The organism is Oerskovia enterophila, assembly GCF_001692445.1.
GTDB classification, from domain to species: Bacteria; Actinomycetota; Actinomycetes; order Actinomycetales; family Cellulomonadaceae; genus Oerskovia; species Oerskovia enterophila.
Map to the genome: position 1 here is coordinate 1 of NZ_MAQA01000027.1, position 14,384 is coordinate 14,384.

General features: G+C 74.3%; 11 protein-coding genes. 3 read left to right on the top strand and 8 right to left on the bottom strand.

The window, feature by feature from the left end:
• Together OERS_RS11850 and OERS_RS11855 are read left to right on the top strand one after the other, a co-directional pair.
• On the top strand, nt 1–551 hold a 551-nt coding region (locus OERS_RS11850; RefSeq protein ID WP_322788292.1), incomplete at its 5' end, for a YbhB/YbcL family Raf kinase inhibitor-like protein.
• The gene (locus OERS_RS11855) at nt 548–1,141 is read left to right on the top strand and encodes a YbaK/EbsC family protein (protein WP_056764941.1); all 594 of its coding nucleotides are present in this window, start codon (nt 548–550) and stop codon (nt 1,139–1,141) included. The genes OERS_RS11850 and OERS_RS11855, both read left to right, overlap by 4 nt.
• A 68-nt stretch (nt 1,142–1,209) precedes the next feature.
• Here the strand turns inward: OERS_RS11855 and OERS_RS11860 are convergent, their stop codons facing one another.
• The 6 genes from OERS_RS11860 to OERS_RS11885 form a co-directional block, all read right to left on the bottom strand.
• Complete coding sequence (locus tag OERS_RS11860; protein ID WP_068625942.1) at nt 1,210–2,160, bottom strand: siderophore-interacting protein; 951 nt, start codon at nt 2,158–2,160, stop codon at nt 1,210–1,212.
• Between the two features lie 117 nt (nt 2,161–2,277).
• On the bottom strand, nt 2,278–4,434 hold the full coding sequence (locus tag OERS_RS11865; protein ID WP_083201402.1) for an iron ABC transporter permease: 2,157 nt from the start codon (nt 4,432–4,434) through the stop codon (nt 2,278–2,280).
• A complete protein-coding gene (locus tag OERS_RS11870) occupies nt 4,431–5,420 on the bottom strand; it encodes an ABC transporter substrate-binding protein (RefSeq protein ID WP_056647031.1) in 990 nt (329 codons plus the stop codon). The genes OERS_RS11865 and OERS_RS11870 overlap by 4 nt, the downstream gene beginning before the upstream one ends.
• A 104-nt stretch (nt 5,421–5,524) precedes the next feature.
• Nucleotides 5,525–6,391 (bottom strand): ABC transporter ATP-binding protein, encoded by an 867-nt coding sequence (locus OERS_RS11875; RefSeq protein ID WP_083201403.1) that lies wholly within the window; start codon nt 6,389–6,391, stop codon nt 5,525–5,527.
• Nucleotides 6,392–6,478: 87 nt separating this feature from the next.
• Complete coding sequence (locus tag OERS_RS11880) at nt 6,479–7,348, bottom strand: universal stress protein (RefSeq protein ID WP_068625921.1); 870 nt, start codon at nt 7,346–7,348, stop codon at nt 6,479–6,481.
• A gap of 72 nt (nt 7,349–7,420) precedes the next feature.
• Nucleotides 7,421–8,647, bottom strand: coding sequence for an APC family permease (locus OERS_RS11885; RefSeq protein ID WP_068625945.1), 1,227 nt, complete (start codon nt 8,645–8,647; stop codon nt 7,421–7,423).
• A gap of 324 nt (nt 8,648–8,971) precedes the next feature.
• Between OERS_RS11885 and aspS the strand changes: the two genes are divergently transcribed.
• The gene (aspS, locus tag OERS_RS11890; protein WP_068625922.1) at nt 8,972–10,285 is read left to right on the top strand and encodes an aspartate--tRNA(Asn) ligase; all 1,314 of its coding nucleotides are present in this window, start codon (nt 8,972–8,974) and stop codon (nt 10,283–10,285) included.
• Between the two features lie 96 nt (nt 10,286–10,381).
• Here aspS and OERS_RS11895 read toward each other — a convergent pair whose 3' ends face one another.
• Nucleotides 10,382–12,220, bottom strand: coding sequence for an ABC transporter ATP-binding protein (locus OERS_RS11895; RefSeq protein ID WP_068625923.1), 1,839 nt, complete (start codon nt 12,218–12,220; stop codon nt 10,382–10,384).
• Nucleotides 12,217–14,253, bottom strand: a complete 2,037-nt coding sequence (locus OERS_RS11900; protein ID WP_139107808.1) for an ABC transporter ATP-binding protein — start codon at nt 14,251–14,253, stop codon at nt 12,217–12,219. Before OERS_RS11900 ends, OERS_RS11895 begins: the two co-directional genes overlap by 4 nt.
• Nucleotides 14,254–14,384: the final 131 nt, after the last annotated feature.

Sequence of the window (14,384 nt, forward strand, 5' to 3'; positions counted from 1 at the left end):
CTCCGTCACCACCCGCAAATCTGAGGACTGCCCGGGCGATCCTCGGGCCACGCAGTGAGTGCCACAGATGCCATGTCACGAGCGACGACGTCGTCGACGGCGAACCCCTGGCGCGCACGCACGCGGCCGACGGCGACAACCGGTCGCCCGAGCTCTCCTGGAACCACTTCCCCGCGGCCACGCGCTCGTTCCTCGTGAGCTGCTTCGACATGGACGCGCCGACCCCGGCGGGCTACTGGCACTGGACCGTCGTCAACGTGCCCGTGTCCACCGTGACCCTCGCGCAGGGCGCCGGGTCACCCGGGGGCGGCTACCTCCCGCCGGGAGCCGTGCAGACCCGGCACGACGGCGGAGGGCCGGGCTACCTGGGCGCCGCACCCCCGCGCGGCGACAGACCGCACCGGTACGTGTTCGCGGTGCACGCGCTCGACGTCGAGACGCTCGACGTCACCCCCTCGACGACCGCGACCGCGGTCGCCATGAACGCCGTGTTCCACACGATCGGGCGCGCGACCATCACGCCGACCTACCAGGTCCTGGTCGACGCATGAGCCGCCCCACGAGCGGCCCGCTCGCCCTCCCGACGCTCGGCGACCTCGACTGGGTCCCGGCGACGAGCCGGCCCGAGCTCCTCGCCCCCTCGGTCGCCGCGGCGCTCGCCCGGTGGGCCGAGCAGGACCCGCGTGTCGCCGAGCAGGTCGCGGTCGTCGAGATCGACCCGGACCTCGCCGACACCGCGACGCTCAACGCCGCCCACGACCTTCCCCCGGCGGCCTCCGCGAACTGCGTCCTGGTCGCCGGGCGACGCGGGGGCGACGAGAGGATCGCCGCGGCCGTCGTGCGAGCCACGACCCGGGCCGACGTGAACACGCGCGTGCGGTCGCTGCTCGACGTGCGCAAGGCGTCGTTCCTGCCCATGGACCGCGCGGTCGCCGAGTCCGGCATGGAGCACGGCGGGATCACCCCGATCGGGCTCCCCGACGGGTGGCGCGTGCTGCTCGACGCGGCCGTCGCCACGGACGGCGAACCCGCGCTGATCGGCAGCGGGCTGCGCCGCTCCAAGCTGCTGCTGCCGGGCGCGCTGCTCGCACTGCTGCCCGGGATCGAGCTGGTCGAGGGGCTGGGCGTGCCGGTGGGGTGAGCGAGGACGCGGGTTCCCGCGGCGAGGGGGTGCGGGCGCTCGGCCCGGCGGCGCGGCGCCCTCGAGCCTCAGCCCTCGGCGCGGCCCTCTCGCCAGTACCCCATGAACGCGACCGACCGGCGGTCCACGCCGCGCTCGGACACGAGGTAGCGCCGCAGCGTCTTGATGACCGACGCCTCGCCCGCGAGCCACGCGTAGAGCTCGGCGCACGCGACGAGGGGCGCGCCGTCGTCGTCCACGGGGACCTCCCAGAGGATGCCGGTGTCGATGTCGACGTCCTCGAGCTCGGCCACGCCGCCGGCCCCGTCGGCGCGCCGCTCGAGCCCCCGCGCGGCGCACGTGAGCGAGTGGGTCGCCCCGCACACGTTGCGCTCGAGCAGACGGTCTGCCGCCTCACGGACCGCGGGGACGAGCAGGTCGCCGTGGGCGCGCCCCTCGCGGGCGAGCCAGGTGACGTTCACGCCGGCAGGCGCCGTGACGGGCAGGACGTCGCCCGCGTGCGGGACCTCGAGGAAGACCTCGCCGACCTCGTCCGCAGGCAGGGCCCCCAGGATCGAGGCGATCGCGGGGACAGCGGTCTCGTCGCCCGCGAGGAGCAGCGCGTGGCTGCGGACGGGGCGCGAGAACTCGACCCCGCCGTGCGCGCCCGTCCACAGCCCGTTGGGGCCCAGCAGGACGACCTCGGTGCCGGGGCGCGCCGCGAGCGCCCACCGGGACGCGGGTCCGGCGACGCCGTGCAGGACCAGGTCGACGTCCACCTCGGCGAGCTCGGGGCGCACCGCGCGCACGGTGTAGGTGCGCAGCGGGTTGCGACGCTCCTCGGGCTGGGCACGCCAGGCGGCATACCACTCGCCCGTGCGGTCGAGGTGCTCGTAGCCGCCGTCGGCCGCGGGCAGGACGAGCTTGATGCGCTGGTCCAGGCCGTTGTCGGCGAACTCGTGCAGGTCGTGGCCCGTGAAGGTCACGCGCAGGAAGCTGGGAGCCAGACGCTCGACCCGTCGCACCTGCACGTCGAACATGCGGAACGGGGAGATCTCCTGCTCGGTCACGACACTGGTCTGGCTCACGTAGGCGAGCCTAACCAAACATCGGGCCCGGGTGAACCCCCGGACCCGCACCTGTGGCCGGGATCACTCTCACGCCTCACGGCCTCGGCTGCGCCACAGGAGCCACACGAAGTACGGCGCACCGATGAGCGCGGTCGTCAGGCCCGCGGGGATCTGGGCCGGCGCGATGACCGTGCGTCCCACGGTGTCGGCGACGCTCACGAGGACGGCCCCGAGCAGCATCGAGACCGGGATGACGCGACCGTTGCGGGAACCGACGAGGGCACGCGCGGCATGCGGGGCGACGAGCCCCACGAAGCCCACGACGCCGACCGCGCAGACCGCCGCCGCGGTCAGGACTGCGCTCGCGCCCAGGAGCAGCAGGCGCGTGCGGTCGAGCCGCAGGCCCAGGACCCGCGGGGTGTCCTCGTCGAGCGCCAGGACGTCCATCTCGCGCCGGTGGAGGACCGCGACGGGCACGACCACGAGCAGCGCGAGCACGACGGGGACCACGTGCTCGAGCGTGCGCCCGTACGTGGACCCGGACAGCCAGGTGAGCGCGAGGTTGAGGTTCCACGGCGCCACCACGACGATCACGAGCGTCGTCAGGGCCGTGGCCCCCGCGCTCATGCCGATGCCGATGAGCACGAGGCGGTCCGAGCTCAGCCCGCCCCGGTAGGCCAGGCGGTAGACGATCGCGAACGTCCCGAGCGCGCCGACCACGGCCGCCGCGGACATGCCCATGATGCCGACGCCGGGCACGAGCAGGACGACCGCGACGGCCCCCAGGCCGGCACCCGCGGTCACGCCGAGCAGCCCCGGTTCGGCCAGCGGGTTGCGGCACACGGCCTGCACCACGGTTCCCGCCAGCCCCAGGGCGGCACCCGCGAGGATCGCCGCGAGCGCACGCGGGAAGCGCTGGTCGAGCACGAAGGAGACCTGCTTGCCCGCCCGGTCGGCGGCCCAGTTGAGGACGTCGCCCGTGAGCAGGAGCCGGTCGCCCAGCAGGAGCGCGGCGATCGTGGCCGCGACCAGGAGCGCGACCAGGACGGCCGTCACGACCAGGGTCCGACGCGCGGTGCGCGGCCGGACGTGCGCGGCCCGGGTCCCCGCGGCGGGGCCCGAGTCCTTGAGGCGGCGCGCGAGCCACACGAGCGTCGCGGCGCCGAACACGGTCGTGATGACGCCCGTCGGGACCGCGACTCCGTAGGTGCCGGGAAGCACCAGCCGCAGCAGGACGTCGGCACCCAGGATGACGATCACGCCCGCGATCCCCGAGAGGGGGATGAGCACGCGGTGCCGGTTGAGCCCCGGCACCTTGCGCGCCACGAGGCGCACGATCACCGGGGCGCACAGGCCCACGAACCCGACCGGGCCCGCGACCGTGACCGCCGTCGCGGACAGCAGGACCGCGAGCAGGATCGTCACGACGCGCGTGGCGCGCACGTCGATCCCGAGGACGGTCGCGGTGTCGTCCCCCAGCGCCAGGAGGTCCAGGCGGTGGGCCACGAGGATCAGGCCGCCGAGGCCCACGACCACGAGCGGGGCAGCGAGCGCGACCTGCGACGTGCCGGACTGGACGATCGAACCGCTCCCCCACGCGAAGAGGCCCATGGTCTCCTGCTGGAACAGCACGAGCAGCACGGTCGTCAGGGAGTGCAGGGCCAGGGTGATCGCGGAGCCCGCGAGGATCAGCCGGGTCGGCCCGGCGGCACCACCGCGGGCCAGGACGAGCACGAGGCCCGAGGCCGCGAGGCCACCGACCAGCGCGAGGGTCCCCGAGAGGTAGAACGGGAGCGTCACGCCGATCACGGCCGCGCCCACGACCGCGACGTAGGCGCCCGCGTTGACCGCGAGCGTGTCGGGCGAGGCGAGCGGGTTGCGCGCCACGGACTGCAGCGCGGCTCCGGCCGCACCGAGCGAGACGCCCACGAGCAGGCCCGCGAGCAGGCGGGGCAGTCGCGAGGCGACCAGGACGGCCGCGACGGTCCGGTCCGTGTCGCCGGCCTCGCCGCCCACGACGAGCCTCAGCAGGTCGCCGAGCCCGACGTCGGCCGTCCCCTGCGTGAGGTGGATCGCGGCCAGCACCAGGACGACGAGGATCGCGACGACGAACGCCGAGGCGACCGTCAGGCGGAACCGGACGCGCGAGCGCCCCGGGGGAACCGGCGGGGCCAGGAGTCCCGAGGCGTCGTCCGGGACCTCGTTCCGGGCCGTCGAGAGCTCCCCCGGGGCGCTCGTGCTCACTGGGTCAGTGCCGCGACGAGCGCGTCGACGTAGGCGCCCGCCGAGGCCGGGCCGCCGAACATCCAGATGCCGTCGGGGATGCGGTGCACGTCACCGGCCGCGACGAAGGGGAGCTGCTGCCAGATCGCGTTGTCCTTGAGGCCGTCCGCGAACGGGTCTGCCTCGGAGTCGCTCGCGGCGTAGACGAACTGGACGTCGCTCAGCGCGGTCAGGCCCTCGACGTCGGTCTGCGCGAGGCCGTAGTCGGGGTCGCCCTCGCCGGTCCACGCGTTCGCGAGGCCCAGCTCGGCGCCGATCGCGCCGAGGAACGAGCCGGGCGTGTACATGCGCACCGAGACGGTGCCGTTGTTGACCCAGCCGTCGGCCATGACGTACGAGGCGCCCGCGACGCCGGCCTCGTCGAGAGCCTTCTTGCCCTCGGCGACCTTGGTGTCGAAGCCCGCGAGCAGCTCGGCGCCCTCGTCCTCGGTGCCCGTCGCGGTCGCGAGCGTCTCGACGGTCTGGCGCATGTACCCGATCGGGTCGGTGCCGTCCGAGCCGCGCAGCGTCACGACGGGCGCGATGTCCGCGAGCTGGTCGATCACGTTGTCGGGCGTGTCGGTGGTGACGGCGATGAGCTGGGGCTCGAGCGCCGAGATCGCGTCGAGGCTCGGCTCGCCGCGCATCCCGACGTCCGGGGTCGACGCGTCGAGGGGCACCGAGGTGTCCCAGGTGTTGTAGCCCTCGACGTCGGCCTGACCCACCACGTCCACGCCGAGCGCGAGCAGGTTCTCGGTGAGGCCCCACTCGAGCGAGACGACCTCGGTCGCCGGGGCGTCGAGCGTCTGCTCGCCGCGCTCGTCGGTGAACGTGACAGGGCCCGCGTCGGAGGCTGCGGTCGCGTCGGCCGAGCCGGCGTCGGCCTCTTCCGTGGTGCCGCACGCGGTGAGGGTGAGCGCTGTCACGAGCAGGACGGCGGGCAGGCCGGTCCGGAGGGTCGTTCGCATGGGGGTCCTGTGTCCTTGAGGTGCGGCCCGCGCCGTGGCGGCGTCGGGCTCGGTGGGCCACCGCGCGGGGGTGCGCGGCGGCACGGGGTTCGTCGGCTCGGTCGTCAGGGGACGGCGACGAGCCTGCGGGTCGTGTGCCGCCCGACGGGCGCGGTCTGCACCGTGCCCGTCAGCGGGTCGTGCGTGACCTCGATGCGGATGCCGTAGGTCTCGCTCAGGGCGTCGGCCGTCAGGACGTCCGCGGCCTCGCCCGCGGCGCGGACGACGCCGCGCTGGAGCAGGACCACGTGGTCGGCGACCGCGGCCGCCTGGTTGAGGTCGTGCAGCACGACGCCCACGGCCACGCCGTGGTCGTCCGCGAGGTCGCGCATCAGGTCGAGGATCTCGACCTGGTAGCGCAGGTCCAGGTAGGTCGTGGGCTCGTCGAGGAGCAGCACGCCCGTGTCCTGCGCGAGGCACGTCGCGAGCCACACGCGCTGGAGCTCGCCGCCCGAGAGCTCGTCGACGCCGCGTCCCGCCATGGCCGCGACGCCCGTGACGTCCATGGCCCAGGCGATCGCGCGGGCGCCGTCGGGGTCCGTGGAGCGGAAGCGTGCCCGGTGCGGGTGGCGCCCGTACCCGACGACGTCGCGCACGCTCACGCCGTTGGGCGTGGGCCTGCTCTGCGAGAGCAGCGTCACGCGGCGCGCGAAGTCCTTGGGGTGCAGCGCGAGCGCGTCGGGGACGTCGGGCAGGCTCACGGTGCCTGCGAGCGGCTTGTGGAGCCGGGCGAGCGAGCGCAGGAGCGTCGACTTGCCGCTCCCGTTGGGCCCGATCAGCGCGGTGACCTGTCCGGGGAGCAGTCGCAGCGAGGCGTCGTGCACGACGGCGTTCCCGTCGTACCCGAGGCTCAGCCCGGCTCCGGCGAGGGCCGGTCGGGCGGGGTCCTGGGCTGCCGTGGCGTCGTCGGCTCCCGGTAAGGTCTGGCTCACAGAGGTGAGCCTAACCAAACATCTGGACCGGGTGAAACCCTCGGACCCGAAGATGTGGTCGGGATCACTCGAGAAGGGCGGTCGCGCTCAGCGCACGATCGTCACGGGACAGTGCGCGTCACGCACCAGCGCGTGGCTCACCGATCCCAGGACGAGAGCCGCGAACCCTCCCCTGCCGCGCGAGCCCACGACGAGCCGCTCGGCCCCCTCCGAGGCCCTGACCAGCGCGGGGGCCGGGTAGGCCTCGACCGTCTGCCCCTCGACCTCGATGCCCTCGAACGCCTCGCGCACCTGCGCGAGCGCCGCGGCGAGCTGCCGCTCGGCGCCCTGCTCGGCACGCTCGCGCGGGAACTCCGCAGCGACGTAGCTCTCGAGATGAGCCGAGGCCCGCGTCCACCACGCGACCACCACTCGCAGGGACGCCTGCCGCGCGACGGCCACCTCGGCCGCGTGGAGCAGCGCGTCGGTCGAGGCCGCCGACCCGTCGACCCCCACCACGACGGGCAGGTTCACGTCGCGCAACGCCTCGACGTCGCCGTGCACCACGACGACCGGGCAGTGCGCGTGGGCGGCGACCGCGAGCGCCACCGAGCCGCCGAGCTCACCGCGCACCCGCCCGTGGTCCCCGGAGCCGACGACCACGACCGAGGCGTCGAGCGACGCCGCGACCAGGGTCGCCGCGGGGGTCGTGTACTCGACGGTCGCCTCGACCTCGAGGTCCGGCTCGACCTCGAGCGCCGTGCCACGGCCGCGGTCCGCGAGCGCCCGGGCTCCGGCCTGCGCGTCGTCCCCCCCGCCCGGCAGCGAGGGTTCCAGGTGGGAGTCGTGCGCGTCGCGGGCGAAGACGACCTCGAGGTGGGCGCTGCGCCGTCGGGCTTCGCGCGCAGCCCAGCGCACCGCAGAGGTCGCCGAGGGCGACCCGTCATACCCGACAACGACCGGTCCGACGCTGGACATACGTCCATCGTCACCCCGTGGGCGTCCTGGCGCGAGGGCTGGGGCGTCGACACCGGACGCGTGGCGGCCGGGTCACGTGCTGGGCATCCGCCCCGCGACGGCCCGGACGACGGCTCGTCCGGCCAGCCCCACGAGGAGCACCGCCCCACCCGCGAGCACCGACGCCGGCGGGAGCGAGGCGGCGAGCACCACGCACCCGACGAGTCCCAGGACCTGGAGGACGCGGGGCCGGCGACGGTCGTCGGGCCCCTGCGTGAGGGCCGCGAGGTTGGCGACCGCGTAGTACGTCAGCACCGCGAAGGACGAGAACCCGACGGCCGTGCGGAGGTCGGCGACCAGGACGAGGACGACGAGGACGACCCCCAGCACGGCCTCGGCGCGCGCGGGCACCCGGTGGACCGGGTGCACCACCGCGAGCGGGCGCGGCAGGTCGCCCTCCCGCGCCATCGCGAGCGTCGTCCGCCCCACCCCGGCGACGAGCCCCAGCAGCGCTCCCCCGCAGGCCGCGGCGGCGCCGACCCGCACGATCAGGTCCCCGCCGGGCCACCCGGCCGCGCCGACGACGTCGGCGAGCGGCGCCGTCGAGCCGGCGAGGCCGTCCACGCCGAGCGCCCGCAGCGCGCCGACCCCGACCACCGCGTACACGACCACCACGATCCCGAGCGCGAGCTGGATCGCACGCGGGATCGTGACCCGCGGGTTCCGCACCTCCTCACCGAGCGTCGCGATCCGTGCGTACCCGGCGAACGCGAAGAACAGCAGTCCCGCGCTCTGGAGCACCCCGTACGCCCCCAGGGGTGCTCCCGCCCCCGGCGCGGCCCCTGCGACGGGGGCCTGCCACGCGACGACGACCACGAGCACCAGCACGAGCGCCGTCACGGCGACCAGGAGGCGCGTCACCTGGGCCGTGCGGGTCACGCCCCGGGCGTTGACGGCGACCAGCGCCACGACGACGAGCGCGGCCACGGGTCGCTGCGCGCCGGGGGCGGCATAGGCCGCGAAGGTCAAGGCCATGGCCGCGCACGAGGCCGTCTTCCCGACGACGAACGACCACCCCGCGGCGAACCCCCACCACGGCCCCAGGCGTTCACGCCCGTACGCGTAGGCCCCGCCCGACGTCGGGTAGCGAGCCGCGAGCTGCGCCGTGGACGTCGCGTTCGCGTAGGCGACCAGGGCCGCGAGCGCGAGCCCCGCGAGGAGCCACCACCCGGCCGCGGCGGCCGCCGGGGCGAAGACCGCGAACACTCCGGCGCCGAGCATCGAGCCGACGCCGATCACGACGCTGTCGGCCAGCCCCAGGCGCCGGGCGAGCGGGGCGGGCCGAGGGGGCTGGGCGGGCTCTGCGGTCCTGGTGCGACCGTAGCGAGAGCGGGTGAACGGGGGGTGCCGTGCACCCGGCGTCCGCCCGGAGAAATCCCGCGACGCCCCGGCTGCACCATGGGTAGGGTCGGGACCGGTGGACGTGAGGCGTGACGACCCTCGGCCCGGCTCTCGCAGCTCGGGCGGGCGTCCCCCGCGCGTGCGGCGTACCGACGAGAGGCCGGGACCTCCCGGCGAAGGAGTGGTGGCACAGCGACCTAGCCCCCGCCCGCTCCTCCCGGGCCTTCGCCTGCTGGAGGACCCATGAGACCACCCACCCCACCCGTCGCGCTTCCCGGCCCCCGCACTCTCGCCGCCGACCTCTCGTCCGTGCCGCCCGGCACGTCCGTGACGCTCCGCGGCTGGGTGCACCGCCGCCGCGAGCTCGCCGCAGTCACCTTCCTGGTCCTGCGCGACCGGTCGGGCCTCGCCCAGGTCGTCGTGCGCGCGGGAGACGGGCAGGACGTGCCGCCCGAGGAGACCGTGGTCGAGGTGACCGGGGTCGCCACGGCGAACGCCCAGGCACCTGGGGGGATCGAGGTCACCGCGCCGACCGTCGCCCCCCTGACCGACCCGGCCAGGACCCCTCCCGTCGAGCTGTGGCGTCCTGCGCTCGACGTGGCGCTGCCGACCCTGCTCGACCACGCGGCGGTCGCGTGGCGCCATCCCGCCCAGCGTGCCCGGTGGGAGGTCGCGGCCGCGTCGCTGAGAGGCTTCCGGGAGGTGCTCGACGCGCAGGGGTTCACCGAGGTCCACTCTCCCAAGATCGTCGCGTCGGCGACCGAGTCGGGGGCGAACGTGTTCGCGGTCGACTACTTCGGCGGTCCCGCCTTCCTGGCGCAGAGCCCTCAGTTCTACAAGCAGCAGCTCGTCGGGGTGTTCGAGCGCGTGTACGAGGTGGGGCCGGTCTTCCGCGCCGAGCCGCACGACACGGTCCGCCACCTCGCCGAGTACGTCTCGCTCGACGTCGAGCTCGGGTTCGTGCACGACCACCGCGACGTGCTGCGGGTGCTGCGCGACGTCCTGGCGGGCATGGTCGCAGGGGTGCACGAGCTCGCGGCAGGGGCGGTCGCGACCCAGGGCTTCGAGGTCCCGGTCGTGCCCGACGAGATCCCCGTGATCCACTTCGCCGAGGCCCTGGCCCTGGTCGGCGCGCCCGCGGACGAGCCCGACCTGGCCCCCGAGCACGAACGCGCCCTGGGGAGGTGGGCGCTCGCCGAGCACGGCAGCGACTTCCTCGCCGTCGAGGGCTTTCCGATGGCCAAGCGCCCCTTCTACACGCACCCCCAGCCCGACGACGCGCGGTGGAGCAACAGCTTCGACCTGCTCTTCCGCGGTCTCGAGCTCGTCACGGGCGGGCAGCGGCTGCACCGGCACGCGGACTACGTCTCAGCGATCACGGCCCGTGGCGAGGACCCGGCCGCGTACGCGACCTACCTCGAGGCGTTCGAGCACGGCATGCCGCCGCACGGCGGGTTCGCGATCGGCCTCGAGCGCTGGACGGCTCGCCTGACGGGGGCGGCGAACGTCCGGGAGGTCACGCTGTTCCCGCGCGACCTGCACCGGCTCGTGCCCTAGCCCGGCGCCCGACGTCGAGTGCATGGTTCGGCCGCGACTCGCCGGGCGTGTCGCGGCAGAACCATGCACTCGGCGCTCGTGACGGGCGCCCGCGCCTCAGGCCATCGAGTCCCGCCATGCCTCGTGCAGGGTCGCGTACCGGCCGCTCCCTGCCGCGAGGTCGGCGGGCGAACCGTCCTCGACGATGCGCCCGTGCTCCATGACGAGCACACGGTCCGCGATGGCCACCGTGGACAACCGGTGCGCGATGATGATCGCCGTCCGGTCCGCGAGCAGGGTCTGCAGGCCGTGCTGCACCAACCGCTCGCCCGGGACGTCCAGCGAGCTGGTCGCCTCGTCGAGCACGAGCACCGCCGGGTCCGCGAGGAAGGCGCGCGCGAAGCTCAGGAGCTGGCGCTGCCCGGAGGAGACCCGTCCGCCCCGCTTGTTCACCTCGGTGTCATAGCCCTCGGGCATCGCCATGATGAACTCGTGCGCACCGACGGCACGGGCGGCGTCCTCGATCTCGGCCTGTGTCGCGTCGGGCCGCCCGAGCGCGATGTTCTCGCGGACGGACCCGCTGAACAGGTAGGCCTCCTGCGTCACCATGACCACCGCGCGCCGGAGGTCCGTGGTCGACAGGTCACGCAGGTCCACCCCGTCGAGCTGCACGCTGCCCTCGGTGGCGTCGTAGAACCGGGTGACGAGCTTGGCCAGCGTCGACTTGCCTGCCCCCGTGGTGCCGACCAGCGCGACCGTCTGACCCGCGGGGATCGTGAGGTCGAGGTCCGGCAGGATCACCGGTCCGTCGCCGTACCGGAACGTCACGTCATCGAGCCGCAGTGCGCCGCGAGCGTGCGGCAGGGGCGTGGGTCTCTCGGGCTCGACGACGGTGGGCTCCTCGGCCAGGAGCCCGGACACCTTCTCCAGGGCCGCCGTCGCGGACTGGAAGGAGTTGTAGAACATGCCGAGCTGCTGGATCGGCTGGAAGAACCGCTTGACGTAGAGCAGCGCAGCGACCAGCACGCCGACGTCCAGCGACCCCTGGTAGACCCTCCACCCGCCGACGGCGAGCGCCGCAGCGACGGCGACGTTGCCCATCAGCACGAGGCCAGGCTGATACCGCCCGTTGACGCTGAAGATCCGCAGGTTCGCGTCGCGGTACTCCTCACCGAGCCGGTCGTACTCCGCCTCGGTCGTGGCCTCGCGACGGAACGCCTGCACGGCACGCATGCCCGTCATCGTCTCGACGAACTTCACGATGAGCCGGGCCGACGTGGTGCGCTGCTGGCGGTAGTACAGCTGCGAGTGCTTCTGGAACCATCGGGTGAGAAGCCACGCGGGCACGAGCGCCACGACGAGCACGAGCCCCGAGACCGGGTCGAGCAACCACAGCCCCAGGCCGGTGAACAGCATGAGCATGAGCGAGGACACGACCCCCGTGAGGCCGCCGTCGAGCAGCTCACGAAGGGCCTCGAGGTCGGACGTCTGGCGGCTGATGATACGGCCCGACGTGTACGACTCGTGGAAGTCCAGCGACAGCAGCTGCGTGTGCCGGAACACGCGGCGGCGCAGGGCGAGCAGCACACCCTGGGCGATGCGCGCGGCCGACCGCACGTAGGCGCCCGCGCACAGCCCGCCCACGACGGCGGCCACGAGATACGCGGAGCCGACGAGCACGAGCGGCACGGCCCGGCCGTCCGCGAGGGCGGGGACGGCGACGTCGATCGCGAGAGACACGAGCCACGGCCCGGCCACCTGACCGAGCGTGGAGATCACGACGAGGACCCCGGCCCACGCGAGGGCCCGCTTGCGGGGACGCAGCAGGTCTCCGAGCAGTCGCATCGAACGGGCACGCACGGCCGCAGAGGTCTCGCGGTCGAGCCGTGTGGCGTCGTCGGCCGCTGCATCGGTGGGTCGACGGGGCGCTTCGGCCGGGGTGGTCGGTCCGCTCACGGGTGGGCCTCCTTCGTGTCGTCGTCCACGTGGACCTCGGGTCCGTCACCCGGGGTGCCCTGGGTCGCGGCCTGCTCCCAGTCCTCCTCGAGGCTCGAGATCACGTACCGGTAGTGCGGGTCGGCGACCAGGAGGTCGGTGTGCGTGCCGACGGCGGTGATCCGACCGTCCTGCAGGACGGCGACGCGGTCGGCGAGCGCGACGGTCGAGGGCCGGTGCGCGATCACGAGGGTCGTGGTCCCGTCGAGCACCTCGCGCAGCCGGCCGGTCACGGCCTCCTCGGTCGTGACGTCGAGCGCCGAGAGCGGGTCGTCGAGCACGAGCACCGCCGGGCGCACGGCGATGGCCCGCGCGAGCGCCAGGCGCTGCCGCTGGCCGCCCGACAGGGACAGCCCCTCCTCGCCGATGAGCGTCTCGACGCCCTGCGGAAGGTCGGCGACGAACCCAGCCTGCGCCACCTCGAGCGCCTCGTGCAGCCGGCGCTCGCGCTCTGCGTCGGGCACCGCGTGGGGACCCACCTCGGGGACACCGAGCAGCACGTTGTCCCGCACCGAGGCGGAGAACAGCGTGGGGTCCTCGAACGCGACGGCGACGGCGCGGCGCACGTCCGTGCGGCGCATGGCGCGCACGTCGACCCCGTCGAGCAGCACCTGGCCACCGGTGACGTCCGCGATGCGGGGCACCAGCATCGCCAGGGTCGACTTGCCCGCACCGGTGAGCCCGACGAGCGCCGTCGTCGTCCCCACGGGCAGCTCCAGGTCGAGATGGGAGAGCAGGGGCTCGGTCGCGTCGCCGAACCGGAAGGAGACGTCACGCAGCTCCACGTGCCCCCGAGCCGGGCCGGCCTCGACCGGGTCCTGCGGGTCCGTGAGGTCGTTCGGCGTCTGCATGACCTCGAAGAATCGGTCGACGGCGGTGCGCGCGTTGAGCGTCATCGACAGCGTCATGCCGAGGTCGACGACCGGGCCGTTGATCACGGCGGCGGTGAGGAAGAACGCGACGAGGCTCCCCAGCGTGATGTCACCGCGGACCGCGAGGACCGACCCCAGCACCAGGCACACCGCCAGCGTGATCTCCGGGATCATCTGCAGCGACGTGGTCACCGTGGCCTGGTTGCCGGCCTTGCGGATCTCGGTGCGTCGCAGCTCCTCCGCCTGGCCGGTGAAGGACTGGAGGGCGCTGCCGCCGCGCCCGAAGGCCTTGAGCACCCGGATGCCGTGCACCGACTCCTCGACCGTCGTGGCCAGGTCACCGGACTGGTCCTGCGAGAGCCGCGCGATGACCCGGTAGCGGCGCGAGAACCGGAACGCGATCACCGTGACCGGCACGGCACCGGCGAGGTACACGAGCCCGAGCCAGCCCACCGTGGAGAGCAGGATCGCGACGCCCACGACGATCGTCACCGCGCTCACCACGAGCTGCAGCAGGCCGAAGATCAGCCATCGGCGCAGCAGACCGAGGTCGCCCATGATCCGGCTGAGGAGCTGGCCACCGGGCCACCGGTCGTGGAACGCCGCGGGAAGGTCCTGCAGGTGCCTGAACAACGCGAGCCGCAGGTCTGCCTCGATGCGCGTGCCCGGGTACATCACGAGGTTCCGGCGCAGCAGCACGAACCCTGCCTCGGCCACGCCGAGCAGCAGCACCAGGACGACGGGCACCACGAGCGCACGGAGATCGTGGGCCGAGGCTCCGGCGGCGAGCGGCCCCTCGACGAGCGACTGGAGAACCTGCGGGATCGCGAGCGCCGCGAGGCTGGCGCCGAGCGCTGAGAGCAGCCCGCCGGCGAGGCGCGGCACCGCGGGGCGCACGTACGGGTAGAGCCGGCGCAGCGACGCCCAGGTGGACAGCCGGGACCCTGCCGGCACCGACCGCCCGGTGGTGGGCGCCGAGCCACCGACCACGGGTGGTCCGGCGGGAGGGCTGCCGTCCGTGGCCCGGGCACGGTGGCCGGGGCCGCGCACAGGAGCATCGCCGTCGGGACCGCCGGGTGTGTCAGCCGAGGACGCGCTCGGTCTGGAGGTGGTGGAGGGCATCGATCGCATTCTTGCACCGGCTTCCCACATGCTTGCCCGGGTCACACGATGTGGACGAACAGGGCTGCCCCGGCCCGCCCGACGTCGAGTGCATGGTTCGGCTGCGACTCGCCGGGCGCGTCGCAGCCGAA